At 63.1% G+C, this 25,712-nt stretch carries 23 protein-coding genes; 3 read left to right on the top strand and 20 right to left on the bottom strand.

The features are described 5' to 3' along the window. The 6 genes from BVU99_RS13585 to BVU99_RS13560 form a co-directional block, all read right to left on the bottom strand. Entirely contained in the window at positions 1-969 is a 969-nt protein-coding gene (locus BVU99_RS13585; RefSeq protein ID WP_025303182.1) for an oligopeptide/dipeptide ABC transporter ATP-binding protein, read from the bottom strand. Next, on the bottom strand, positions 959-1,945 hold the full coding sequence (locus tag BVU99_RS13580; protein WP_049204093.1) for an ABC transporter ATP-binding protein: 987 nt from the start codon (positions 1,943-1,945) through the stop codon (positions 959-961). The genes BVU99_RS13585 and BVU99_RS13580 overlap by 11 nt, the downstream gene beginning before the upstream one ends. Further along, positions 1,942-2,892 carry an oligopeptide ABC transporter permease gene (gene opp4C, locus BVU99_RS13575; protein ID WP_025303184.1) on the bottom strand — a complete coding sequence of 317 codons (951 nt, stop codon included), beginning with the start codon at positions 2,890-2,892 and terminating at the stop codon, positions 1,942-1,944. Before opp4C ends, BVU99_RS13580 begins: the two co-directional genes overlap by 4 nt. A 4-nt stretch (positions 2,893-2,896) precedes the next feature. Then, positions 2,897-3,853, bottom strand: coding sequence for an ABC transporter permease (locus BVU99_RS13570; protein ID WP_004934604.1), 957 nt, complete (start codon positions 3,851-3,853; stop codon positions 2,897-2,899). A 48-nt stretch (positions 3,854-3,901) separates the two neighbouring features. Beyond that, positions 3,902-5,590: an ABC transporter substrate-binding protein gene (locus tag BVU99_RS13565; RefSeq protein WP_072271554.1), complete on the bottom strand. Its 1,689-nt coding sequence runs from the start codon at positions 5,588-5,590 to the stop codon at positions 3,902-3,904. A 154-nt stretch (positions 5,591-5,744) separates the two neighbouring features. After that, positions 5,745-7,163: a PLP-dependent aminotransferase family protein gene (locus BVU99_RS13560; RefSeq protein ID WP_025303187.1), complete on the bottom strand. Its 1,419-nt coding sequence runs from the start codon at positions 7,161-7,163 to the stop codon at positions 5,745-5,747. Between the two features lie 144 nt (positions 7,164-7,307). Here BVU99_RS13560 and BVU99_RS13555 point away from each other — a divergent pair, with 144 nt between their 5' ends. The 3 genes from BVU99_RS13555 to BVU99_RS13545 are packed head-to-tail and all read left to right on the top strand — an operon-like array spanning position 7,308 to position 9,885. Further along, positions 7,308-8,708 carry a cytochrome ubiquinol oxidase subunit I gene (locus BVU99_RS13555; RefSeq protein ID WP_099817152.1) on the top strand — a complete coding sequence of 467 codons (1,401 nt, stop codon included), beginning with the start codon at positions 7,308-7,310 and terminating at the stop codon, positions 8,706-8,708. Between the two features lie 2 nt (positions 8,709-8,710). After that, a complete protein-coding gene (gene cydB, locus BVU99_RS13550) occupies positions 8,711-9,718 on the top strand; it encodes a cytochrome d ubiquinol oxidase subunit II (protein ID WP_025303188.1) in 1,008 nt (335 codons plus the stop codon). Positions 9,719-9,732: 14 nt separating this feature from the next. After that, positions 9,733-9,885, top strand: coding sequence for a DUF2474 domain-containing protein (locus tag BVU99_RS13545; protein WP_071605360.1), 153 nt, complete (start codon positions 9,733-9,735; stop codon positions 9,883-9,885). A 9-nt stretch (positions 9,886-9,894) separates the two neighbouring features. On the opposite strand, the gene BVU99_RS13540 is transcribed toward BVU99_RS13545, so the two are convergent. The 14 genes from BVU99_RS13540 to BVU99_RS13475 form a co-directional block, all read right to left on the bottom strand. Continuing rightward, positions 9,895-10,161 (bottom strand): hypothetical protein, encoded by a 267-nt coding sequence (locus BVU99_RS13540; protein WP_033643416.1) that lies wholly within the window; start codon positions 10,159-10,161, stop codon positions 9,895-9,897. Beyond that, positions 10,158-10,382, bottom strand: coding sequence for a hypothetical protein (locus BVU99_RS13535; RefSeq protein WP_025303190.1), 225 nt, complete (start codon positions 10,380-10,382; stop codon positions 10,158-10,160). Before BVU99_RS13535 ends, BVU99_RS13540 begins: the two co-directional genes overlap by 4 nt. 106 nt (positions 10,383-10,488) lie before the next feature. Next, positions 10,489-11,574: an acyl-CoA desaturase gene (locus BVU99_RS13530; RefSeq protein ID WP_099817151.1), complete on the bottom strand. Its 1,086-nt coding sequence runs from the start codon at positions 11,572-11,574 to the stop codon at positions 10,489-10,491. Next, on the bottom strand, positions 11,571-12,653 hold the full coding sequence (locus BVU99_RS13525; protein ID WP_099817150.1) for an acyl-CoA desaturase: 1,083 nt from the start codon (positions 12,651-12,653) through the stop codon (positions 11,571-11,573). The genes BVU99_RS13530 and BVU99_RS13525 overlap by 4 nt, the downstream gene beginning before the upstream one ends. After that, entirely contained in the window at positions 12,646-13,779 is a 1,134-nt protein-coding gene (locus BVU99_RS13520) for a sterol desaturase family protein (RefSeq protein ID WP_025303193.1), read from the bottom strand. Before BVU99_RS13520 ends, BVU99_RS13525 begins: the two co-directional genes overlap by 8 nt. After that, the gene (locus BVU99_RS13515; RefSeq protein WP_025303194.1) at positions 13,776-14,393 is read right to left on the bottom strand and encodes a phosphatase PAP2 family protein; all 618 of its coding nucleotides are present in this window, start codon (positions 14,391-14,393) and stop codon (positions 13,776-13,778) included. Before BVU99_RS13515 ends, BVU99_RS13520 begins: the two co-directional genes overlap by 4 nt. Further along, positions 14,390-15,676 carry a F390 synthetase-related protein gene (locus BVU99_RS13510; RefSeq protein ID WP_043138510.1) on the bottom strand — a complete coding sequence of 429 codons (1,287 nt, stop codon included), beginning with the start codon at positions 15,674-15,676 and terminating at the stop codon, positions 14,390-14,392. The genes BVU99_RS13515 and BVU99_RS13510 overlap by 4 nt, the downstream gene beginning before the upstream one ends. Next, positions 15,673-16,479: an MBL fold metallo-hydrolase gene (locus BVU99_RS13505; protein WP_043138513.1), complete on the bottom strand. Its 807-nt coding sequence runs from the start codon at positions 16,477-16,479 to the stop codon at positions 15,673-15,675. Before BVU99_RS13505 ends, BVU99_RS13510 begins: the two co-directional genes overlap by 4 nt. Next, positions 16,472-17,488, bottom strand: a complete 1,017-nt coding sequence (locus BVU99_RS13500) for an NAD(P)-dependent oxidoreductase (protein WP_043138518.1) — start codon at positions 17,486-17,488, stop codon at positions 16,472-16,474. Before BVU99_RS13500 ends, BVU99_RS13505 begins: the two co-directional genes overlap by 8 nt. Next, on the bottom strand, positions 17,485-18,492 hold the full coding sequence (locus BVU99_RS13495; RefSeq protein WP_025303198.1) for a 3-oxoacyl-[acyl-carrier-protein] synthase III C-terminal domain-containing protein: 1,008 nt from the start codon (positions 18,490-18,492) through the stop codon (positions 17,485-17,487). The genes BVU99_RS13500 and BVU99_RS13495 overlap by 4 nt, the downstream gene beginning before the upstream one ends. Positions 18,493-18,765: 273 nt before the next feature. Continuing rightward, a complete protein-coding gene (narI, locus tag BVU99_RS13490; protein ID WP_043138522.1) occupies positions 18,766-19,443 on the bottom strand; it encodes a respiratory nitrate reductase subunit gamma in 678 nt (225 codons plus the stop codon). 2 nt (positions 19,444-19,445) lie between these two features. Further along, complete coding sequence (gene narJ, locus BVU99_RS13485; RefSeq protein WP_025303200.1) at positions 19,446-20,168, bottom strand: nitrate reductase molybdenum cofactor assembly chaperone; 723 nt, start codon at positions 20,166-20,168, stop codon at positions 19,446-19,448. Further along, complete coding sequence (gene narH, locus BVU99_RS13480; protein WP_025303201.1) at positions 20,165-21,709, bottom strand: nitrate reductase subunit beta; 1,545 nt, start codon at positions 21,707-21,709, stop codon at positions 20,165-20,167. The genes narJ and narH overlap by 4 nt, the downstream gene beginning before the upstream one ends. After that, on the bottom strand, positions 21,706-25,467 hold the full coding sequence (locus tag BVU99_RS13475) for a nitrate reductase subunit alpha (protein WP_099817149.1): 3,762 nt from the start codon (positions 25,465-25,467) through the stop codon (positions 21,706-21,708). The genes narH and BVU99_RS13475 overlap by 4 nt, the downstream gene beginning before the upstream one ends. Between the last annotated feature and the right edge of the window lie 245 nt (positions 25,468-25,712).

Here is a 25,712-nt window from a genome sequence, read left to right as displayed (position 1 = left end):
CTAGCCGACCAGGTGGCAAGCCACCTGATGGCCGGGCGCCACGCTGCGCAGCTGCGGCGCCTGTTCGCGGCACTGCGCCGTGGCCAGCGGGCAGCGGGGATGGAAACGGCAGCCGCGCGGCGGGTTGGCGGGGTTCGGTGGCTCGCCGCCGGCCACCCACGCCGGCGCGCGTTGCGCATCCAGCGTCGGCACCGCTGCCAACAAGGCCTGCGTGTAGGGATGCAGCGGTTGGCGAAACAGCGCGTCGCGATCGGCGCTCTCAACGATCTGCCCCAGATACATCACTGCCACATCCTGGCACAAATGCTCCACCACGCCGAGATCGTGCGAGATAAACAGCAGCGTCACCCCTTGCCGTTCCTGCAAATCGGAGAACAGATTGATGATCTGCGCCTGAATCGACACGTCGAGCGCCGATATCGGTTCGTCTGCGACGATAAACTCCGGCTGCAGGATCAGCGCGCGCGCGATGCCGATGCGCTGGCGCTGGCCACCGGAAAACTCATGCGGAAACCGCCCATAATGCTGCGGCGACAGCCCGCAGATCGCCAGGGTATCGAGCACCCGTTCGCGCAGTTCCGCCTTGCTCGCCAGGCCGTGTTGCAACAGCGCTTCCCCAATGGCGTCGCCCACGCGCAGGCGCGGGTTCAGCGAACTGTACGGATCTTGAAACACTAACTGCATTTTCGGCCGCAGGGCGCGCAGCGCATCTTTACTCAGGCTATCCAGTGCCAGCCCTTTGAACATTACCTCACCGGCGGTTTTGTCGTGCAGGCCGAGCAGCGTGCGGCCGACGGTGGTTTTTCCGCTGCCTGACTCACCCACCAGCCCGAAAATGCGCCCCTTGCGAATGCTGAAGCTGACGTCGTCCACCGCCTTCAGTTGACCGGTGGTGCGCCCGAACAGTCCGTCGCGCAGCGGAAAATATTTCTTTAATCCTTTCACTTCCACCAAAGGTTCAGTCGACATGCGGGCGCCCTCCGGCGTTGAGGAAACAGGCGGACTGGCGCTGCGGCGTGCCGTACAGCGGCGGAATGCCATCGCGGCAGCGCGCGGTGGCCTGCGCACAGCGCTCGGCAAACGCACAGTGATCAGGCAAGCGCGCCAGATCCGGCACCTGTCCGGGAATGGAGTACAAACGGCGGAGCCGCTGGCCCGGCACCGGCCGCGAGGCGATCAGCCCCTGAGTATAAGGGTGCCGCGGTTCGGCGAGCACTTCCCGCGTCGTGCCCTGCTCGACGACGCGCCCGGCGTACATCACCGCCAGCCGATCCGCCATCTGGGCGATCACCCCAAGATCGTGGGTGATCAAGATCATCGCCATGTTGTGTCGCCGGCTCTGCTCACGCAGCAACGCCAGGATCTGCGCTTGCACCGTAACGTCGAGCGCCGTGGTCGGTTCGTCGGCAATCAGCAGCGCCGGACGGCACCCGATCGCCATAGCGATCATCACGCGCTGCAGCATGCCGCCGGAAAGCTGATGCGGATAGCAGCGCATCAGTGCCTCGGCACGCGCCAACCCCACTTCAGTCAAGAGTTGAATCGCCTGACGCCAGGCCGCTTTCGGCGACAGGGTCAGGTGGCGAATCAGCGGCTCCACCAGCTGTTCGCCGAGGGTCAACACCGGATTGAGCGCGCTCATCGGTTCCTGAAAGATCATCGCCAGTCGGTTGCCGCGCAGATCGGCCATCTTGGAGGCCCGCAGCGACAGCAGGTTTTGCCCTTCAAAGCGAATTTCACCGCCGTCTACCTGCGCCAGCGGCTGCGGCAACAGCCCCATCAGCGCCATGGCGGTCACGCTTTTGCCGCAGCCCGACTCACCGACGATCCCCAGCGTTTGCCCGGCCTGCAGCTCAAGGCTGACCTGCTGCACCGCCCGCACCGGCCCTTGTTCCCCCTGAAACGACACCGACAGTCGCTCGAACGCCACCAGCGGTTGGCTCATCGTGTTACCCCGTTCATTTTCGGATCGAGCGCGTCCCGCAGGCCGTCGCCCAAAATATTGATCGCCACCACGGTGACGAAGATCGCCAGCCCGGGCGGCATCCACAGCCAGGGGCGGCGCTGAAAGTCGATCAGGCTATTGGCGGCGTCCATCATGTTGCCCCACGACGGCGTCGGCGGCACCACGCCCAGCCCAAGGTAGCTCAACGCCGACTCGCTGAGGATGGCGTTGGCCACCGCCATGGTGGCGACCACCACCAAAATCGGCACGGTATTGGGCAACAGATGGCCGAAGAGGCGCCGCCGGGTGGAGAGCCCCAGCACCTCGGTAGCCAACATGAAATCCCGCTCACGCAGCGACAGGATCTGGCCGCGCACCAGCCGCGCCAGCGACGGCCAGCCCAGCAGGCTCAGCATGATCATCACCATGTAGATGCGGTAGTCCGGCGACACGTCGAGTTCGGTCAGCATCGCCCCCATGATGATCAGCAGCGGCAGGCCAGGAATGGTCATCAGCAGATCGGCGAAGCGCATGATCAGCCTGTCCGCCACGCCCCCCAGATAACCGGCGAGCGCCCCCAGCACATAGCCCAGCGTTACCGACAGCAGCATCGACACCAGGCCGATGGTCAGCGATATCCGCCCCGCCAGCAGCAGCCGGGTGCAGATATCGCGGCCGAGAAAGTCTGTGCCCAGCCAGTGCGCACCGCTCGGCGCCTGGTTGATATTCAGCACGTCGCCGGCATCGTCGCGCCACGGCGACAGCGACGGCCCAATCAGGCACAGCAGCGCCAACAGCACCAGCAACGCCAGCGAAATCATCGCCGGTCGGTGGCGGCGCAAACGTCGCCAGGCCTGAGCGGCGGGCGGTGGCGACAGTTGCGCCAGCGCAGGCAGCTGTGCCTGTCGCCAGCGGCGACGGCGGCCGAAAAACAGCGTAACCAACATCGTGTTACCTCAAGCGAATGCGCGGGTCGGCGTAGGCGTACAGAATATCCGCCAGCAGATTGCCGAGAATGGTCAAGGCGGCCAGAAACAGCGTGAACCCCATCAATACCGGGTAATCACGCGCCGCCAGCGAATCGATATGGATATGTCCGGCGCCCGGCCAGTTGAAGATTTTTTCGGTGATCAGCGCGCCGGAGAACAATCCCGGCAGCTCGAACCCCAGCAGGGTGATGATCGGCAACAGCGCATTGCGCAGCGCGTGTTTGAGGATCACCGTTTTCTCCCTGAGCCCCTTGGCGCGCGCGGTGCGGATATAGTCCATGCGGATCACCTCCAGCATGCTGGCGCGAAAATAGCGCGTCAGGCTGCCGGCCTGCAGCATCACCAGCGCCAGCACCGGCAACAGCAGGTGCGCCGCCACCTCCAGCGCCCAGGCCAGTCCGCTCGCTTCGCTGCCGGTGCGCAACATGCCGCCCGCCGGTAGCCAGTGCAGATCGACAGCGAACCATTTGATCAGCAACAGGCACAGGAAGAACGTCGGAAACGACATGGCGGCGAACACCGCCACGGTGATCAGATGATCGAACAGCGAATAGGGTTTCATCGCCGAGATCACCCCCACCGCCAACGCGATGCCCCAATACAGCACCATCGCCACCGCCGCCAGCAGGAACGAGTTCCAGATGTATTGATTCAGCAACGTGCTGACCGGGATCTGATACTGCAGCGAAAAACCGAGATCGCCCTGCAGCAAGCGGCCGAGCCAGTGCAGGTAGCGGCTGAACAACGGCTGATCCAACCCATACAGCGCCCGCAGCTCGGCGGCGCGTTGCGCGGTCAAATTGATGTTGCCGTCGATAAAATCGCCGGGCGCCAGGGCGAAAATGCAAAAAATCAGCAAGGAAGCCAACAACAGCATCGGGATAGTCTGCAACAGACGGCGCAGGATAAAGTTTCTCATCGCGGGTTCCATCGCCGCCGCCCGGAATGGCGCGGCGGCGTCAGGGCGTTACGGCGCCGGTTTGACGTTCGGCAGGCTGCCGACCAATCCGTTGTAGATATCCGGTTTAAAGCCGGTGACGCGCGCGCTGCTGGCGCTCAAAATCTCGCGGTTGCCGAGCAGGATCACCGGCGGATCGTCCGCCAACACTTGATACAGCTGGTGATACAGCGGCTTGCGCTGGGCGATATCCAGCGTGGCATTGGCCCTGGCGATCAGCGCGTCTACCTGCGGGTTGTGATAACCGGTCTCGCTCTCGCTGCTGATGAAATCGCGTACGCCGTCGTGCGGATCGTTCAGCGTACTGGTGCTGAGGGACGCCAGGTCGTAATTGCCCGCCTTGCGCTGCGCCAACAGCGCGTTGAAGTCCAATACCTGCGGTTTCAGCACCACGCCGAGCCGGCGATAGTTATCCTTGGCGATCGGCACCAGCGCGTCGTTGATCAGCTTTTTGGTTACCAGCAGCGTCAGCTCCAGCTTTTTACCGTCTTTCTGCCGGATACCGTCAGCGCCCATCTGCCAACCGGCCTCGTCCAACAGCTTTTTGGCCTTATCGAGATCGTAAGCGTAGGGATTGATGCCGTTCGCGTCATAGGCCCAGGAGATCGGCGAAATCGGCTGGTTGGCGACCTTGCCGTACCCCTGGTACACCACGGCGATCAGCTTTTGCCGATCGAGGCCGTAGATCAGCGCCTGGCGCACCCGTTTATCCTGCAGCGCCGGGCGTCTGAGGTTGAAATCAACGCGGCTGTAATCGCTTGAGCTGTAAAGGTTGATATTGGCGAAGCCGAGCAGCTTGAGCTGTTCGATATCGTCCGGTTTGGCGGTAAAGGCGTCGTAGTCGGTCTCACCGGTCTGGAACAGCTGGAAGTTGGTGGCCGGGTTGGTGACGCGGTAGATAAAGCGCGCCATCGGCGGCGGGCCGAGGTAGAAGTTCGGGTTGGCGTGGAAGCGGATCTCCTGCCCCGGCACGTACTTGTCGTAAATATAGGGGCCGTTGCCGAGCGGCTTGCCGTTCAAGGCGCGCACGCTGTCGAGCTTGCCGCGCTGATAGTCTTTGCCGTAGTAAGCCCGCGACAATACCGGCCCGCCAATCAGTTGCAACGTGGTCGCGCCCGGCTGGGTGGTGACGATCTGAATGGTGCGATCGTCGATCACCTTCAGCCCGCTGATGCCGGCGGCGGTACCGTTTTTATACTCGGCGCCGCCCTGGATGTGCGCCGGCGTGATATCGGTGTCGCCGTCATAGGCCGGATCGTGCAGCAGCGTCAGGGTAAAGGCGATATCGTCGGCTTTCAGCGGCGAGCCGTCGCTGTAGACCAAATTCGGCCGCAGCTTAATGGTGTAGGTCAGATTATCGGGGCTGACCTGCCAGGACTCCGCCAATCGCCCTTCTGGCTTGCCCTGGCTGTCCAGGCCGATCAGGCGGCTGAAGATCACGTCGGTTACGTTCTCGTCCCAGCCGTTGGTGAACAGATACGGGTTGAAAATCCCCTGCGGTTCCGAGATGCCCGCCACCACGGTGTCTTTACGCAGTTTGGCGGCGGCCGGCACCCGAGCGGTGTCGCTGGCCGGCGTGATACCTTCGGCCAGCGTTTCCGCCTGAACGACGCCGCTCAGCCCCAGCGCGCAGACCAACGCCAGCGGTGTCAGGCGATATCGCAACAGTTTGTTTAGCTTATTTTTTATTCTTCTCACCCACAGCCCCTCGTCTTCCCGTTGATAAAAATGTGACAAAATTTATCGCAGAGTAATGGGCGGCTGGAGGGCTGTCTAACAACGAAACCGGCATTCCATTGCCGAAAAAAGCATTATGAATTTTTCTGGGGCAAAGCCCGCTGCAAATCGCGGTTCAACCGGTCGCAGCCAGCCCCCGGATAAGTTTGGCTAAGGTTTTGATCGCCTCTTCAAAACGGTCATTCCATTCAAAAGAGGCGTTTAGGCGGAAGCAGTGGTTGAAATGGTCGCCGGTCGTGAACATGCGCCCCGGCGCGATGCTGATGCCCCGGGAAAGGGCCCGCCGGTACAGTTCCATCGACGACAGCGCCGGATCCAGCTCCAGCCACAGGAAATAACCGCCGTCGGGCTGGCTGACCTTCACCGTCGGCGGGAAATGGTGGGCGATCGCCTGACGCATCGCGCTTTGGCGTTGAGCCAGCAGGCGCCGCAGCCGCCGCAGATGGGTATCGTAGCCGCCGTGCAGCAGATAATCCGCCAGCGCCATCTGGGTCGGCACGCTGGTGGAAACGGTGCTCATCAGCTGCAAACGCTGGATCTGCTGCGCATAACGCCCCGCCGCCACCCAGCCGACGCGAAAGCCCGGCGCCAGGCATTTGGAAAACGACGAGCAGTGCAAGATCTGGCCGCCGCTGTCGAGCGCCTTGGCTGGCAGCGGCCGTTCGGCGCTGAAGTACAGCTCACCGTAGACATCGTCTTCGATCAGCGAAATCTGCCGTTCGCGCAGCAGCTCCACCAGGCGCTGCTTGTTGGCCTCCGGCAGGGTGGCGCCCTGCGGATTTTGGAAGTGGGTCATCAGCCAGCAGGCCTTGATCGGATACTGTTCCACCGCCTGCTGCAACGCGTCCAGATCGATACCGTCCTGCGGATGCGTGGCGATCGCCACCGCCTTTAACCGCAGCCGTTCCAGCGCCTGCAGCGCGCCGTAAAACGCCGGCGATTCGATCGCCACATAGTCGCCCGGCTGGGTCACCGCCTGCAGGCTGAGGCTGAGCGACTCCATCGCCCCGGCGGTGATGACGATTTCGTCCGGGGCAACCTGCATGCCGCTCAGCGCATAGCGTTGGGCAATGTGCCGCCGCAGCGCGTCGTTGCCCGGCGGCAGGTTGGCCAGCGAACTGTGCGGCGTGAACTTGCGCGCTACGCTGCTCAGCGCCCGCGCCAGCTTCGGCTGGGCGAACAGCGTGGCGTCGGGAAAGGCCGAACCGAAAGGCACGATGTCCGGATCCTTGCAGGCCTGCAGCACGTCAAAAATAAAGGCGTTGATGTCCACCTGCTCGCTCAGCAACAGTTTCTCGCCGCGCGAAGGCTGAGGCAGCGGCTGCGGACGCGCCGCCACATAGTAGCCCGACTGCGGGCGGGCGACGATCCACCCCTGGCTCTCCAGCAGTTGGTAAGACTGCACCACCGTCATCAGGCTTAATCCGGCGCGTTTGCCGCTCTCGCGCAGCGAAGGCAGCTTGTCGCCCGCCCGCCACACCCGGTTCTGGATCTGTTCTCTAATCTGCTGCGCAAGCTGCTCGTATCGGGTCATAACCATTAACTGTTATATGAAAAAGTAAAATAACTGTCACTATTATAGTCACTGTACTTCGTGATTAACTTAACGCCAAGCTTTTCACATAAAAATGACAGCTATACTCAAGAGGTTAATTTATGTTCAACCCTAGGAGGCGCCATGCTGGGTCTTGATGCACTGGAACTCGCCAGAATACAGTTCGCCTTCACCGTGTCTTTCCATATCATCTTCCCCGCCATCACCATCGGTTTAGCCAGTTATCTGGCGGTGCTGGAAGGGTTATGGTTGAAAACGCACAATGAAGCCTACCGTGAGCTTTACCATTTCTGGTCAAAGATTTTCGCCGTTAACTTCGGCATGGGCGTGGTGTCCGGGCTGGTGATGGCCTATCAGTTCGGCACCAACTGGAGCTTCTTCTCCGAGTTCGCCGGCAGCATTACCGGGCCGCTGCTGACTTATGAAGTGCTGACCGCCTTCTTCCTCGAAGCCGGTTTCCTCGGCGTGATGCTGTTCGGCTGGAACCGCGTCGGCCCCGGCCTGCACTTCTTCGCCACCTGCATGGTCGCGCTCGGCACACTGATCTCCACCTTCTGGATCCTGGCCTCCAACAGCTGGATGCAGACCCCGCAGGGGCATGAAATCATCAACGGCCAGGTGGTCCCGGTCGACTGGCTGAAGGTGATCTTCAACCCGTCCTTCCCGTACCGCCTGCTGCACATGTCCACCGCCGCCTTCCTCTCCTCGGCGTTCTTCGTCGGCGCCTCCGCCGCCTGGCATCTGCTGCGCGGCCGTGATACCCCGGCGATGCGCAAAATGCTGTCGATGGCGATGTGGATGGCACTGATCGTCGCGCCGGTGCAGGCGATGATCGGCGATGCGCACGGTCTGAATACGCTGAAACACCAACCGGCGAAGATCGCCGCCATCGAAGGCCACTGGGAGAACCCGCCGGGCGAAGCCACGCCGCTGATCCTGGTCGGTTGGCCGGACATGCAGCGCGAAGAAACCCGCTTCAAGCTGGAGGTGCCGTACCTCGGCAGCCTGATCCTAACGCACAGCCTGACCGAACAGGTGCCGGCGCTCAAATCCTTCCCGCCGGAAGATCGCCCCAACTCCACCGTGGTGTTCTGGTCGTTCCGCATCATGGTCGGGCTGGGCATGCTGATGATTCTGGCCGGGGTGTGGAGCCTGTGGCTACGCTGGCGCGGCGGGCTGTATCAGTCGCGTCCGTTCCTGTACTTCATTCTGTGGATGGGCCCTTCCGGGGTGCTGGCGCTGCTGGCGGGCTGGTTCACCACCGAGATCGGCCGCCAACCGTGGGTGGTGTACGGCCTGCTGCGCACCAAGGATGCGGTCTCCGCGCACGGCGACCTGCACATGAGCATCAGCCTGCTGGCGTTCATCATCGTCTACTGTTCGGTGTTCGGCGTGGGGTATTCCTACATGATGCGCCTGATCCGCAAAGGGCCGCAGCCGCATGAACACCAAGAAGACAATACCGAGGGCCGGCCGGCGCGTCCGCTGTCCGCGGTCAACGACACTCTGGACGACAGGAGCTGAACATGGGTATCGATCTTCCGCTGATTTGGTTTGTCATCATCGTGTTCAGCACCATGATGTACGTGGTGATGGACGGTTTCGACCTGGGCATCGGCATCCTGTTTCCGTGGGTGAAAGAGAGCGGCGACCGCGATCTGATGATGAACACCGTCGCCCCGGTGTGGGACGGCAATGAGACCTGGCTGGTGCTGGGCGGCGCCGCACTGTTCGGCGCCTTCCCGCTGGCCTATTCGGTCATCCTCGACGCGCTGGCGATCCCGCTGACGCTGATGCTGATCGGGCTGATTTTCCGCGGCGTGGCCTTCGAGTTTCGCTTCAAGGCGACGCCGGAGAAGCGCCATATCTGGGACAAGGCGTTTATTTGGGGCTCACTGTTCGCCACCTTCAGCCAGGGTGTGGTGGTGGGCGCCGTGATCAACGGCTTCCCGGTAGAAGGCCGCACCTACGCCGGCGGCGCGCTGGACTGGCTAACGCCGTTCGCGCTGTTCTGCGGGCTGGGGCTGGTGGTGACCTATGCCCTGCTCGGCTGTACCTGGCTGGTGATGAAAACCGCCGGTGAACTGCAGGCACGCATGTATCACCTGGCGACGCCGCTGCTGGCCATCCTGTTGCTGGTGCTGGCTGCGGTCAGTGTCTGGACGCCGATCGCCCATCCGGAAATCGCCGCCCGCTGGTTTACGCTGCCTAACCTGTTCTGGCTGCTGCCGGTACCGCTGCTGGTGCTGCTCAGCGCCTGGGGAATTCAACGCGGAGTGAAACGCGGCGCGCACTACTCGCCGTTTATGCTGACGCTGCTGCTGGTGTTCCTCGGCCTGAGCGGGCTTGGCATCAGCATCTGGCCGCACCTGATCCCGCCGGCCATCAGCCTGTGGGACGCCGCAGCACCACCGCAGAGCCTCGGCTTTATGCTGGTGGGCGCGCTGTTCATCATCCCAATCATTCTGGTCTACACCTTCTGGAGCTACTACGTGTTCCGCGGCAAGATCAGCCATGAACACGGCTATCATTGAGAAGGGAGGACGCTATGCAAGATAAAACGGCAACCGCCGCTCCGGCGCCCTGGTGGAAACGCATCGGTTGGCTGGTGATCATCTGGAGCGCCAGCGTGCTGGGGTTATTCGTGGTTGCCTCACTGTTCCGCCTGCTGATGACCGCGGCGGGCATGAAGTCGCATTGACGCGGCGCCTTATCTGGACGCGCTGTTGGGAAAGTAAAAAGAGACCACCAGCGTGACCAGCGGCAAGGCGCCGATCTTCACCAGCTCGAACACCTGATTCAGCGCTTCGTTTTTCTCCCAATACGCGTGGGCGGCGAATACGCCCACGCTGACCGCGAATATCCCGCACAGCACCTGGCGTGCCAGGCGCAGCCGCTCCATTTCGTCGAAGACCAAGACCTGCTCCAGATAAACCTGACTGGCCTCATCGCGCAGATTACGGCTTTCGATGTTCATGGGAAGATCTCCACGACCCGCCCCACCGCTTCAAGCTGTTCACCCTTCTCCCGTACAATGCCAAGAGAAGTACCATCCTGTTTCATCCAGTACTTATCGGCAAGGGTAATCAGTGCAAACGCCATTTTGATTACCTCGGTTTTTTCCATCCCGTGACGCCGGGCGATATCGTTCAGATCATCATCAATTTTGTTCGATAACCGAATCGGCAAGCTGCGCATAGTCCACCTCCTGTGGCCGTTGATTCACAGAGGGAAAGTCTACTGGAAGGGCAAATATCGTTCAATTAGTGAACTGCGTAACGCCTCGCACAATCCGCATGCAACGCTAGTGCGGCTTGCGGCCCATCGCGCTGAGGAAGCGTTGCTGCAGACGCAACAGCTCCTCCAGTTCCAGCAGGCGGTAGTCGATGCCGAAACGCGGCGCCACCTCGCCGATGATGCGGCTCAGCGCCGGGTAATGGCGGTGGCTCCAGTGCGGGAATAGATGATGCGTCAAATGCAGGTTCGCCCCGCCGAGCCAGTACCCCAGCCAACGCGGCCGGGTCAGCCAGTCGAAGGTGGTGGCGAACACGTGGTGATACCAGCCGTGCGGCATCGTGCCCTGCGCCGGCGCCTGATAAAAGTTGGCCTTGGCCCAGTGGGTGCCGATGATCAACATCACGAACAGCAAGGAAGAAAGCATTTGGCTCAGCAAATAGACCAGCAGAATTTGCCCGATGCCGATAGCCGGCGGCAGCAGCCAGCATGGGATCGCCAGCGCCAGCAGCAGGTGTGCCGCCTTACCCGCCAGAAACCCGCACCAGCCACGCACGCCCTGCTGCGCCATGCGCGCCGCCACGCGGGTGCGGCCCGCCCTGTCCAGCCAATCGAACAGCCAGATGTAGTACGGGAACGTCAGCGCCGCCACCAGCGGCCAATAGTAACGCTGCGCGCGCATAAAGGGGCGCCAGCGCTGGAACGGCGTTTGCCGCAGCACGCCGTTGGCGTCGATGTCGGGATCGTAATGTTCGATATTGTTATGGGCATGGTGGAACAGCACGTGCCGCACGCGCCAGCAGTCGGGATCCAGCCCCAGCGGCACGCTCACCAGGGCGTTCAGCCAACGGTTGGCCCAGGGCCGACGGAAAAACGCGTTGTGCGAAGCATCGTGCACCACGTTTACCGTCAGGAACATGCCGATAAAGATAAAACCGAAATAGCAGGCGAAAAACGCCCAGCCGTTTTGCTGCTGCAGGCTCAGCCCGTAACACAGGCCGCACAGTGCCAGCAGCAGCGTCACCTTCGCCAGCATGCCGCCGTCGGCGAAACGGTGATCGCCGTTGGCCGCCAGATAGTGCTGGGCGGCCTGCATCAGCGCGCGATGCAACCCGCTGTCGTCGCGCCGATAGGCCAACGGACGCAGCGGTTTCATGGCTGCCCCATCCGCCGCAAGAAGCGCTGTTGCTGCGCCAGCAGTTCGCGATAGCCGATGCAGCGGTACGCCATGCCGTGCCGCTGTGCCACTTCCGCCACCGCGGCGGCCAGCGCCGGATAGTGGCGGTGATTCCAACCGAGAAACAGGTGATGGGTCAGGTGATAGTTCAGTCCGCCGGTCAGGTGCTCCAGCCAGCGCGGTTCGGGCTGCCAGTCGCAGGCGGTGGCGAAATTGTGCCGGTACCAGCCTTGCGGCATGCTGTCGCCCGTCGGCGCAGGGTAAAACTCGGCCTGCGCCCAGTGGGTGCCCAACAGCAGGAACACCACCAGCAGCGAGGCACACATCTGGCTGAGCGCGTAAGCCAACAGCACCCAGCCCCAGCCGATGCCGTGCAAGTGGCCCACGATCAGCGGCACCACCAGCACCAGCGCCAGATGCGCGAGCTTGCACAGCACGAACAGCGTCCAACCGCCGCGCCCCGCCAGCACGCGTTTTTCCCGCAGCGGCGTTTTATCGAGCCGATCGGACCAATCGAAAATCCAGGCGATATAGGGCAAGGAGAGCGCGGCGATCAGCGGCCAGTACAGATGCTGATAGCGCATATGGGGCCGCCAGCGCTGGAAAGGCGTCTGGCGGAAAAAGCCGTTCTCTTCGGTGTCCAGATCGTAATGCTCCACGTTGGCGTAAACGTGGTGGTAATCCACGTGCCGCGTACGCCAATAGTCCGGATCGACGCCCAGCGGCAGCGTCACCACCCGCCCCACCAGGCGATTGGCCCAGGGCGCACGCAGGAAGGCGTTATGCGAAGCATCGTGGTTGACGTTGACGTTGAGCAGCATACCCATGGTCACGAACAGGAAATAGCAAAGGAAAAACGCCCATGGCTGATGCTGCATCAGGCTGAGCGCGTAAAACCCGGCGCACAACACCAACAACAGCGCGGCCTTGACCAGCCGCGCGGCATCGGCATAGCGATGATCGCCCGCCAGGCAGGCGTGCGCCGCGCGCTTGAGATCGCGATGAAACGCCTGCTCGCCATCGGCGGGAAAACGCAGCGGCGGCAATGACTCAGCCATGCGGTTCCTCCACGGCGGCCGATGCGGCCACTCGCCCCCAGCCCAGCGCGATGCACAGGGCATGCAGCGCCACGGCGGCCATGGCGATATGCCAATAGCGCTGCGGCCAGCCAAGATAGCCGATAAACAGCAGCGGCATGCCCAGCGCGATCAGCAGCCAGACGGCGCTCGCCCACGGCCGCCCTTCCGTCATGCCGCCCAGCGCTACCGATCCCAACGCCAGCAGCACCAGCAGCGCCATTTGCGGCCAGCTGATGTCGCCGTAACCATAGCCGTATTGGTAGACGTAGCCGACCACCAGCGTGAACAACAGCATGGCGCCGCTGAATACGCTGAGTGCCGAACGGCGGTCGCGTGGTCGGCCCGGCGCCGGGCGCCATGTCAGACGCAAATAGCGCAGGAACGGCAGATTACTCGCCCAGAACGGGTTGGCAGACGGCCTGTCACCGCTGACGCCATAGCTGAACGGCGTGGTCGGCAACGCCGGGCAGAAGGTGCCGAACAGCTTGTCCCAAAAGATAAAGCTGCCGCCGAAGTTCTTATTGGAATACGCCATGTCCTTGACGTGGTGCACCCGGTGGTGCGCTGGCGTGACCAGGATTTTTTCCAGCACGCCCAGCTTCGGCGTCAGCGCATTGTGGTTAAACAGCTGAATGCTGTAGTGAAAAATCGACACCGCGACGAACACCGACAGCGGCACGCCCGCCAGCGCCAGCAGCAAAAAGAACGGGATCGACGTCAGCGACGAATACCAGGAGTTGCGCACCCCCAGCGACAGGTTGAAGTGCTCCCCCTGGTGGTGCACCACGTGTACCGCCCACAGCACGCGGAAGCGGTGGTGCAGGCGATGCAGCCAGTAGAAACCGAAGTCCCACGCCAGCAGGGCGAACAGCCACATCAGCAGCGGCGGCCAGGCGTCCAGCAGCCCCAGGCTGAAATGCGCGGCCACGTAGCCGTAGCAGGTGATCTCCAGCCCGCGGAACAGCCACAGCATGATATGGCCGGAGTTCAGGTTGAACACCAGATCGTGCCAGTTGACCGGCTCACGGCGCCCCCACTGCAGCGCCACCGCCTCGGCCACCACGATGAACAGCATGAACACTATCGGCAACGCCAGATCGCTCATCCCATTTCTCCTTTAACCACGCGCCTGCGCAGGGCCTTTATACGCAGCGCCAGCCCACCGGCGCATAGCGCCAGCAAGGCGCCACCTGCCAAATCGACAAACAAGTGACGGCGCAGCTGCAGAATGGAGAACGCGATCGCCACGCCCCACAGCATCCACAGCGCCGTCCGCATTTTGCGCTCGCCGTCGCTCAGCGCCCACACCGCCAGCACCGTCAGCGCCATGTGCAACGAAGGCAGGCAGTTCTGCGCCGAATCCACCTGCGTTAACGCCGCCAGCAGCTGCGCGCTGATCCCAACGCCATCGTTCTGCGGATAGGCCATGGTGGTCGGCCACAGCAAGTAAACCGCTCCGGCGCCCAGCGCCGTCAGCTGCATCGCCAGCGTCAGCCATTTGATTCGCCGCAGCGGCGCCAGCAAATAGCCAGCCGGGACGATGAGGAAGAACGACAGGTAGAGCCAGATGGCCGCCGGGTTGAACGGGATCGCCCGATCAAGCGCCGACGGCGGCAACAGGGTTCCCGCCCCCTGCAGGCGATCGGTCAGGCTATACACGACCCCGACCGTCCCCCAGCCGAGCAACATGTGCCCTAGCCTGAACAGCGTATTTTTCATGCTTCCTCCGCCTGGCGCACGATGCGCCGCCGCTTGCGATCGAACTGCGGCAGCACCGCCTGCGTCGTCAGCCGCCATTCGAGCCGCTCGGTGGCGATGCCCTGACGGGCGAACAGTGCGATCAGCTGCGCCTGGCAGTGCGCCAATTCCGCTTGGCTGCAATCGGCAATCAGCTCCAGCCGCTGCTCGCCGCGCTGGATCAGGCGGTAATCGCTGGTCAGCGGCAACGCATTGGCGATCGTCCGGCTGCAGGCATCGGCGAACACCGCCTGCGGTTGCCGCTGCGCATCGGGTAACATCAGCTGATCGTCGCGCCGCCCTTCGATACGCGCAATCGCCCGCGTCGGTTGCCCGCATGGGCAGGGTTCCTGGCGCAGCACCAATACATCATCCAGCCGATAGCGCACGATCGGCTGCGTACTGCGGGTAAAGTCGGTGATCAGCGGCGTGAAGTGCAGTTCGTCGATCCACTGCGGTTCGATATGCAAAAACTCTTCGTTCAGATGCAGCGTGCCGTGCGCGCAGGTCGCGGCCAGGAACCCCTCGGTGGCCTGATACACTTCGCCAACCGCCGGAAACACCTGCATCAGCAGGCGGCGATCCTGTTCTTCAAGCACCTCGGCGACCGAGATCACTTTTTTGACCGGCAGCGTCACCTGCCCGGCCAGCACCGCCAGCGCCAGGGCGCGCAGCACCTGCGCTGGGGCCACGATGATGCTGGGCGCCTGCCGTTCCAAGGCGGGCAGATGCGCATTGAACGGCGCGAGCAGATCGTAAAACGCCAGGCTCAGCCAACGGTTGTTCACGCTGTGATAGAGGTTATTGTCCGCCCGCAGAAACAGCGCAACGCGCTCGCCGGCCAACAGCCCGTCCGGCAGCATTTTCGCCAGCATGCCGCCGGCCCACACCTGCTGTTCGCGCGGGCTGACGACAAACACGCCGCGCTGCCCGGAGGTGCCGGACGACAATCCGACGCTGTAGCGCCCGATCTTCGGCGTGAAATCGCGATCCGCCTCGCTGCGCTGCGCGCAGGCCAGCACCGCATCGCGCTGCAGCCCGGCGGTATTCATCCGGTCGAACTGCGCCATCATCAGCGCCTTGTCCATCTGCGGCCATTCGGCGAACGGCCGGCGGCTGAACCGCTGAAAATAGGGGCTCTTGCTCAGCACCCGGCGGGCAAAGCCCGTGAGCTGCCGGGCCTGATACGCCTCCAGCGCCGCACGATCGCCAAAGCGCAGGCGTCGGGCGCGAAAATAGTGCCAAAGGGTCATGAAGGGGATCACAGGTCCCCCTCATGACACAGCAAAATGTTGACCTGGCCGCCCGCCCACAGCTGGTTGAGCCGCTCCAGCGTGCGGGTGTACGCCGCCGCGTCGTCCATCACCAGATTGGCCAGGCGCGAAGGCCCGCGCAGCGTCTGGTAGCTCTGCGGCGACCAGGCGGCGTCGCTGGCCAGCAGTGTCCAACCGGCATCGGTGAGGATAAAGGCGCCGATATGGCCGGCCGCATGCCCCGGCAGCGGCACCAGCACGATCTGCCCTTCGCTGCCCGGCAGCACGTAACCGCGATCGAACGGCGCCAGCAGCGCGGGCAACGCCACCGAGGGAAAAGCCTCCATAAACTGCAGGCGGCTCTCGAAGTCCGCCGGGATCAGGCCGGGAATAAAGGCGCGCTTCAGCGCCGCAAAACCGCGCAGCCCACGGGTTTGCTGCCAGCCTTCGCCAGAGCAAATAAAGTCGAGTTGGCTGAAATCCTGCAGCCCGGCGATGTGATCCGCGTGAAAATGCGAGACGATCAGCGCCTGGATGTCACCTTCGGTGTAACCGGCTTCGCGCAGCTGGTGCGCCAACGACTCGGCGGGATCGAAATAGACCGGCGTCATGCGGCGGTAAAGGCTGAACAGCCCCGACTGCGTGTGCTGCTGAAAATAATGCGCGTAGCCGGTATCCCACAGCCAGCGGCGCTCCCCTACCTCCAGCAGATAGGCGCGCGCCGGGAATTTGCACACCCGGAACCCGGCACCGCGCAGCGCCATGCAGCCGATATGCGTGCAATAGCCCACTTCAAAAACGGTGACTTTAGCCATGTTGTCCGCCTCCTTGCTGCCGCAGCCACTCGCCGGTCAGGCGGATCCCCTCTTCCATCGAGTAACGCGGCCGATAGCCCAGTTCTTCGATCGCGCGGGTCTGGCTCAGGGTCATGTCGAAGTGCACCGCCGCCACGCTGTAGCGCGTCAGCATCGGTTCCTTGCCGCTCAGGCTTGCCCACAGCTCCATGCCGCCGGCCAGCGAATGCAGCAGCGGATAGGGCACGGTCTGCAGCCGGTAACTCAGCCCCAGCGCCTGACGCAGCAGCGCATCCAGCACGTCCGCCAGCCGCTGCGGTTGGTGATTGGTGATGTTGTACACGGCGCCGGACGGCAATCCGCGCTGCCGGCTGGCCAGCTCCATGGCGTGCACCACATTGGGGGCAAAGGTCAGATCCAGCAATGCCTGTCCGCCGCCGGGCAATCGCAATACGCCGCGATCGCGTTCGAGCTGCTGCAACAGCCGCGGCACGATCACCCGATCGTGCGGGCCAAACAGGCCGCGCGGCCGCAGCATAATGTAGGTGGTTTGCGGATAGATCTTCGCCTGCGCCAACAGGCGCTGTTCGGCCGCATACTTGCTGGCGGCATAGTGATTGGCGAAGCGCCGGGCGCGGTAACCCTCGTCAAGATCGTAATGCGGCTGAAAATCGAAGTAGATTGCCGGCGTGGAGATATGCACGAATCGCCGCACGCCGCAGCGCCCCGCCGCCTCCGCCAGCTTCTCCGTCGCCGCGGCGTTGATGCGGTGAAATTCCGCCTTGCTGCCCCAGGGCGAAGACTTGGCCGCACAGTGCCACACCCACTCGCAGTCGGTCACCAGCTCCCGGCACTGCTGCGGCGTGGCCTGCGCCAGATCGAGCGCGCAAAACTCGGCGCCCAGCCGGCGCAGCGTTGCGCCGGCCCGCTCATCGCGGCCGGTGGCGCGCACCTGATGTCCGGCCTCCAGCAACCACTGCGCCGCGTTGCGTCCCAGCCCGCTGGTCGCCCCGGTGACCAGCACCCTCATGGCAGCAACACCATGCCGGCCAGCGCCAGCCCGGCGGCGGTGCCGATCAGCATCACCGGCTGACCGGGATTGAAGCGCCCGGTGGTCGCAGCGGCATGCAGCGCCGTCGGGATGGACGCCGCCACCTGATTGCCATGATGGCGGTAGATGTCGACCAGCGCCTCGCTGGAGACGTGCAGCCGCTTGCGCATATGTTCGAGCGACAGATGGCTGGCCTGATGCGGCACCACGGTGGCGATCTGGGCCAGGGTCAGGCCGCTGGCGTTCAGCAGCCGGTCGAGGTAGCCCTCAATCAGCGCCGACGCCTGACGGAACAGCGGCTTGCCCTGCATATGGAACAGGAAGTCTTGCTCACACATGCCGGCGCGCGGGTTACGACGCGTACCGCCGGCGCGGATCTCGCACAGTTCGCTCCCGGCGGGATAGGTTTCCACCAGGCTGGCGAGGATACCGCTGGCGCCGTCGCCGCGCTCCACAATGGCACAGGCGGCGCCATCGCCGAAAATCAGCGACGATTCTTCGTGCTGCCAGTCGATGCCGCGTGAAGCGAGATCCGCCGAAACGATGGCGATACGCCGATACGTCCCGGCGTTCAACAGCCCCGCCGCCACCTGTAGCGCAGAGATAAAGCTGACGCAGCTGCTGTTGATGTCGAAGCCCGGCGTGCCCGCCGCCAGCCCCGCCACCTTGAGAATATGCGCGGCGGTGCATGGCAGCGCCTGCACCGATATCGCCGAGGCGGAGATCAGCAGGTCAATGGAAGCTGCCGGGATGGCGTGGCGAGCCAGCGCATCTTGCAGCGCAGCGGCAGCGAGTTCGGCCTGGCTGGCATCGTCGGCGGCGTGATAGCGGCAAACGATGCCCGAGCGTTTTTCAACGTAGCCGGCCGGTTTCCCCAGGCGAGCGTCGAGCGTAGAAGACGCCACGCGGTTGGGCGGCAACGCGGCCCCGGTGGCAATGATTTTCAGAGGCAACAGCTCGGGTGAGCGACATTGTGTGGTCATTATTGTTATTGATTAACCTGACTATCCATAAAGCGATTCTCCCGCACGGCACGAAGGCCACGCGGATCATCCCCGGTTTTTATGTCCCAAAATGCCTTTCATCAAGGCGGTATCTCTTGTTATCGGCTACCACGGGCCGACGTCCGTCGGCGGAAGCATAAGCGTAACATGACTGAGATAATTAGTTTACGACAAGGCGGCGAGAATGGGCAGACGGCGGGGGAATTATCGGAATAGCGCCGCCGCTGGCGATCGGCGGCGGCGGGGTCAGGCTCAGCGGCGGTTGCGCACCAGCTGATAATGGCGGGTCAGGTACTCTACCGGCGCACTCCAGATATGCACCAGGCGGCAGAACGGGAACAGCACGAACAGCGTCATGCCCAGCACCATGTGCAGTTTGAAGATAATCGCCACCCCTTCCAGGTGCGCAGAGGCGCCGGCGTGGAAGGTCACTACCGCCTGCGCCCAGGCCACCAGCTTCATCATTTCGCTGCCGTCCATATGCTGGGCGGAGAACGGAATGGTCAGCAGCCCCAGACACACCTGCACCACCAGCAACGTCAGGATCATGATGTCGGCGAAGCTGCTGGTGGCGCGCACCCGTGGGTTGGTCAACCGGCGCTTCAGCAACAGCGCGCCGCCGATCAGCGTCATCAGGCCGCAGGCGCCGCCGGCGATCATCGCCAGCTTCTGCTTCACGTCGATCGGCAGGAAGGCCTCATACATCCAGTGCGGCGTCAGCATGCCGAGGAAGTGGCCCGCGAAGATGCCGATAATCCCGATGTGGAACAGGTTGGACGCCAGCCGCATGCCCTTTTTATCCAGCATCTGGCTGGAGCCGGCGCGCCAGCTGTACTGCCCGTAGTCGTAACGCAACCAGCTGCCGATCAGGAATACCGCGCCGGCCAGATAAGGGTAGATATCGAAGAAGAACTGATTCAAAAATTGCATGATTAGCGTCCTTTGGTTCCGGTTAACGCATCCGTCAGATCCAGATACTGTGGCGCCACCGCGCCGGCGAAGCGCCGCTGGTGCGCCGTCTGCTGGGCGGAGGCGCAGCCCTGTTCGCCGAGAAACTTGACCTGCTCCTCTTCCCACACCGCATCCAGCGCCTGCGGCGTATCGTCGCGCGCCTCTTGCGCCACCTGGGTCTCCAGCGCCTGGGCCTGCACCTCGCTGCCGGACAGCGCCAGCAGCAGATCGAACAGCACCGCGTACGGACTTTCACGCTGTTGCAAGCGCGCGCCCAGCAGCGCCAGGATCGGCGCGATGTCCTGCAGCCCTTCCCGCGCCTGCGCCGCGCTGCGGCTGGCCAAATACTCCAGGTACAGTGGCAGGAAGTCCGGCAGCTCGCGGCTGTCGATCTCCAGCCCGGCGGTGCGGTACTGCGCCATCAGGTCAACCATCGCCTGGCCGCGATCGCGCGACTCACCGTGCACGTGCTCAAACAGCAGCAGCGAGGTGGCGCGGCCGCGATCGAACAGCTCGCAATAGTCAGCCTGAGCATCCAGCAACGGGCGCGCGCACAGGCGGCGGATAAACAAAATCAGCTGCGCGCTGTGGTGCAGATCCAGCTCGCTGGCCGGCTCCAGCGCTTCGATCAGCGCCTGCTGATGGTCAAACAGCACCTGCTCCGGATAATCCAGCAGGCGGGCGATCACTTTCAGGCTGATCATGAGGCATCCTCCGGCCGCGCGGTTTTCGCGGTCACGTCGATGGCGTCGATACGGCGGCTGTTGAACAGATTGAACTTGCCATCGCTGCCGTGGCAGCCGTCGCCGAAGCTGAAGCCGCACCCCTTGCTTTCCGGGAAGGCTTCGCGCGCCAGTTCGCGGTGGCTCGACGGCACCACAAAGCGATCTTCATAGTTGGCGATCGCCAGGTAGCGATACATCTCCTGCGCCTGCGCTTCGCTCAGGCCAACCTGCTCCAGCGCGCTGGTGTCCACCACGCCGTCGACGGTTTCCGCCCGTTTGTAGTGGCGCATCGCCAGCATGCGCTTCAGCGCCAGCAGTACCGGTTCGGTATCGCCGGCGGTCAGCAGATTCGCCAGATACTGCACCGGAATGCGCAGGCTCTCGACGTCCGGCAATACGCCGTTGTGCGCCAGCTCGCCGGCGTCGGCGGCGGACTGAATCGGCGACAACGGCGGCACGTACCACACCATCGGCAGCGTGCGGTATTCCGGGTGCAGCGGCAGCGCCAGCTTCCAGTCCATCGCCATTTTGTACACCGGCGACTGCTGGGCGGCTTCAATGACGCCCTGCGGCACGCCGTCCGCCAGCGCCTGAGCAATCACCTTAGGATCATGCGGATCGAGGAAGATATCGAGCTGGCTCTGATACAGATCTTTGTCGTTCTCCACCGCCGCCGCCTGCTCGATGCGATCGGCGTCGTACAGCAGCACGCCGAGATAGCGGATGCGGCCCACGCAGGTCTCCGAACAGACCGTCGGCTGCCCGGCTTCGATACGCGGGTAACAGAAGATGCACTTCTCGGACTTGCCGCTTTTCCAGTTGAAATAGATTTTCTTGTACGGGCAGCCGGTCAGGCACATGCGCCAGCCGCGGCACTTGTCCTGGTCGATCAGCACGATGCCATCTTCGCCGCGTTTGTAGATCGCCCCGCTCGGGCAGGTGGCGACGCAGGCCGGGTTGAGGCAGTGCTCGCACAGGCGCGGCAGGTACATCATGAAGGTGTTTTCGAACTGGCCGTACATCGCCTTCTGCAGGTTATCGAAGTTCTTGTCCTGCGAGCGTTTTTCGAATTCCCCGCCGAGGATCTCCTCCCAGTTCGGGCCGCTTTCGATCTTGTTCATGCGCTGCCCGGTAATCAGCGAGCGCGGGCGGGCCACCGGCTGGTGTTTGCCCTGTTTGGCGGTGTGCAGATGCTGGTAGTCGTAATCGAACGGCTCGTAGTAGTCGTCCAGCGCCGGCACGTCCGGGTTGGCGAAGATTTTCGCCAACACGCCGACGCGGCTGCCCATGCGCGGCTCCAGCTTGCCGTTGATTTTACGGATCCAGCCGCCCTTCCATTTTTCCTGATCTTCCCAGGCGTGCGGATACCCGACGCCGGGCTTGCTTTCCACGTTATTGAACCAGGCGTACTCCATGCCTTCACGGCTGGTCCAGACGTTTTTGCAGGTGACCGAACAGGTGTGGCAACCGATGCACTTGTCCAGATTCAGCACCATGCCGACTTGCGAACGAATTTTCATTTGCTGTTCTCCTGCTGACTGCCCTGCGCGTAGTCGTTGCCTTCGTCGTCCAACCAATCAATGCGGTTCATCTTGCGCACCACCACGAACTCGTCGCGGTTGGAGCCGACGGTGCCGTAGTAGTTGAAGCCGTAGGCCAACTGCGCATAGCCGCCGATCATGTGGGTCGGCTTCGGACAGGCGCGGGTCACCGAGTTGTGGATGCCGCCGCGTTGGCTGGTGATCTCCGAGCCCGGCAGGTTCACGATGCGCTCCTGCGCGTGGTACATCATGGTCATGCCGGCCGGGATACGCTGGCTGACCACCGCGCGCGCCGTCAGCGCGCCGTTGGCGTTGAAGGCCTCGATCCAGTCGTTGTCCGCGATGCCCAGATCTTTGGCGTCGTCTTCGCTCAGCCAGACGATCGGGCCACCGCGCGACAGCGTCAGCATCAACAGGTTGTCGCTGTAGGTGGAGTGAATGCCCCACTTCTGGTGCGGCGTCAGGAAGTTCAGCGCCTTCTCCTTGTTGCCGTTCGGCTTGCTGTTCAGCAGCGGCTGCGCGGCACGGGTGTCGATCGGTGGCCGGTATACCAGCAGGCTTTCACCGAAGGCGCGCATCCACTCGTGGTCCTGATACAGCTGTTGACGGCCGCTGAGGGTGCGCCACGGGATCAACTCGTGCACGTTGGTGTAGCAGGCGTTGTAGGAAACGTGTTCGTCTTCCAGACCGGACCAGGTCGGGCTGGAGATGATTTTGCGCGGCTGCGCCTGAATGTCGCGGAAGCGAATTTTCTCGTCTTCCTTGTTCAGCGCCAGATGCCGGTGATCGCGGCCGGTGACGTTGCTCAGGGCCTCCCAGGCTTTTACCGCCACCTGGCCGTTGGTTTCCGGCGCCAGCGACAGGATCACTTCCGCCGCGTCAATCGCGCTCTCGATCTTCGGCCGCCCTACCGCCGGGCCGTCGGCCTTGACGTAGTTAAGCTGCTTGAGGAAGTCGACCTCGGTTTGGGTGTTCCAGCTGATGCCCTTGCCGCCGTTGCCCAGTTTGTCCAGCAGCGGCCCCAGCGAGGTGAAGCGCTCGTAGGTGGCCGGGTAATCGCGTTCCACCGCGATGATGTGCGGCGCGGTTTTGCCGGGGATCAGATCGCATTCGCCTTTCTTCCAGTCCTGCACGCCGTAAGGCTGTGCCAGTTCGGCGGCGGAGTCGTGCTGGATAGGCAAGGTCACCACGTCGGTTTCCTGGCCCAGATGGCCGACGCACACTTCGGAGAAGGCCTTGGCGATGCCCTTGTAAATCTCCCAGTCGCTCTTCGAATCCCAGGCCGGATCGACCGCCGCCGACAGCGGATGGATGAACGGGTGCATGTCGGAGGTGTTCATATCGTCTTTTTCGTACCAGGTGGCGGTCGGCAGCACCACGTCGGAGTACAGGCAGGTGCTCGACATGCGGAAATCGAGCGTCACCACCAGATCCAGCTTGCCTTCGCCGCCCTGCTCGCGCCATTCCACTTCCTGTGGCTTCACGCCGCCCTGCTGGCCGAGATCTTTCCCCTGGATGCCGTTTTCGGTGCCCAACAGGTATTTGAGCATGTACTCATGGCCCTTGCCGGAAGACCCCAGCAGGTTGGAGCGCCAGACGAACAGGTTGCGCGGGAAGTTCTGCGGATTGTCCGGCTGCTCGGCGGCGAAGCCCAGCGTGCCGTTTTTCAGGCCGTCGACGGTGAACTCGACCGGTGACTGGCCGGCGGCGCGGGCCTGCTCCGCCAGGCGCAGCGGGTTGGTGCCCAACTGCGGCGCCGACGGCAGCCAGCCCATGCGCTCGGCGCGCACGTTGAAGTCGATCAGGCTGCCGCCGAAGCGCGACTTGTCCGCCAGCGGCGACAGCAGCTCGTCGGTGCCGACAGTTTCATAGCGCCATTGGCTGGAATGGTTGTAGAAGAACGAGGTGCTGTTCATGTGGCGCGGCGGGCGCTGCCAGTCGAGGCCAAACGCCAGCGGCAGCCAGCCGGTTTGCGGCCGCAGTTTTTCCTGGCCGACGTAGTGCGCCCAGCCGCCGCCGCTCTGGCCGACGCAACCGCAGAAGATCAGCATATTGATCAGGCCGCGGTAGGTCATGTCCATGTGATACCAGTGGTTGACGCCGGCGCCGACGATGATCATCGAACGGCCGTGGGTCTTCTCGGCGTTTTCCGCGAACTCGCGGGCAATGCGGATGATGTTGTGGCGCGACACGCCGGTGATCTGTTCGGCCCAGGCCGGGCTGTAGGCCTTGACCTCGTCATAGTCGGCGGCGCAGTTGGCGTCGTCCAGCCCGCGTTCCAGGCCGTAATTGGCCAGCGTCAGGTCATACACGCTGGTCACCAGCGCTTCGCTGCCGTCCGCCAGCCGCAGGCGTTTCACCGGCAGCTTGTGCAGCAGGATCTCGTCCAGCGCCACGCTGTTGAAATGCTCGCTGTCGGCGCCGCCGAAGTACGGGAAGCCCACCTCGGCGACGTCGTCATGCATGCCCAACAGGCTGAGCTGCAGCTCGACTTCCTGTTGCGATTTGCCCTCGCGCTGTTCCAGGTTCCACTTGCCCTTCTCGCCCCAGCGGAAACCGATGGAACCCTGCGGCGCCACCAGATCGCCGCTGTGGCTGTCGATGGCGACGGTTTTCCACTCGGGGTTGTTTTCCTGGCCCAATCCGTCCACCAGATCGGCGGCGCGCAGCAGGCGGCCGGCGGCGTAATGGCCGCCTTCACGCGCTTCCAGCAGCACCAGCATCGGCATGTCGGTATAGCGGCGTACATAGTCGCGGAAGTAGCCAACTTCGCGGTCGAGATGGAACTCTTTCAGCATTACGTGGCCCATCGCCAGCGCCATCGCGCTGTCGGTGCCCTGCTTCGGATTCAGCCAGTGGTCGCACAGCTTGGCGACTTCGGCATAGTCCGGCGTCACCGCCACGGTTTTGGTGCCCTTGTAACGCACTTCGGTAAAGAAGTGGGCGTCCGGGGTACGCGTCTGCGGCACGTTGGAGCCCCAGGCGATAATGTAGGAGGAGTTGTACCAGTCGGCGGATTCCGGCACGTCGGTCTGCTCGCCCCAGGTCATCGGCGAGGCCGGCGGCAGATCGCAGTACCAATCGTAGAAGCTCAGGCAGGCGCCGCCGATCAGCGACAGGTAGCGGGCGCCGGCGGCGTAGGACACCATCGACATCGCCGGGATCGGCGAGAAGCCGATAATGCGGTCCGGGCCGAAGGTTTTGGCGGTATAGACGTTGGCGGCGGCGATCAGTTCATTGACCTCTTGCCAGCTGGAGCGGACGAAACCGCCGCGGCCGCGCGCCACCTTGTAGCTTTTGGCTTTTTCCGCATCGCCGACGATAGAGCCCCAGGCCGCGACCGGATCGCTGTGCTGCGTTTTCGCTTCGCGCCACAGTTTGAGCAGACGCTTGCGCATCAGCGGGTATTTCAGCCGGTTGGCGCTGTACAGGTACCAGGAGTAGCTGGCGCCGCGCGGGCAGCCGCGCGGTTCATGGTTAGGCAGATCGGGACGGGTGCGCGGATAGTCGGTTTGCTGGGTTTCCCAGGTCACCAGACCATTCTTCACGTAGATCTTCCAACTGCAGGAACCGGTACAGTTCACGCCGTGGGTGGAACGCACCACTTTGTCGTGTTGCCAACGGCTGCGGTAGCCGTCTTCCCAGTCGCGGTTGGTGTTCAAGGTCTGGCCGTGATCGCCAGAAAAAGGCTCCGCCAACTGCTTGAAATAGCGGAAACGGTCTAAAAATTTGCTCATCCGGAATGCTCCTGAAGGCTCTTGTCGTTATAAGAAGACATGCTCAATCTGCCGCCAGCCTACTGACGGCCAACCGGCGGCAAATTGATTGCGATCAAGAGAAAGTGGGAGGCGACGCGCGCGTCGGGGATGAAATACCACCAAAGTATAGGTGCGAGACTTAAATTTAATTAATTGAATTTGAATGAATAAATCAGGAATTCATGACAGAGACTGACGGGCGGGGGGCAAGGTGGGGTATGTGG

It is taken from the genome of Serratia sp. OLAL2 (assembly GCF_002752475.1).
Classification (GTDB): domain Bacteria; phylum Pseudomonadota; class Gammaproteobacteria; order Enterobacterales; family Enterobacteriaceae; genus Serratia; species Serratia bockelmannii.
This window is presented reverse-complemented; position numbering and strand designations above follow the sequence as displayed.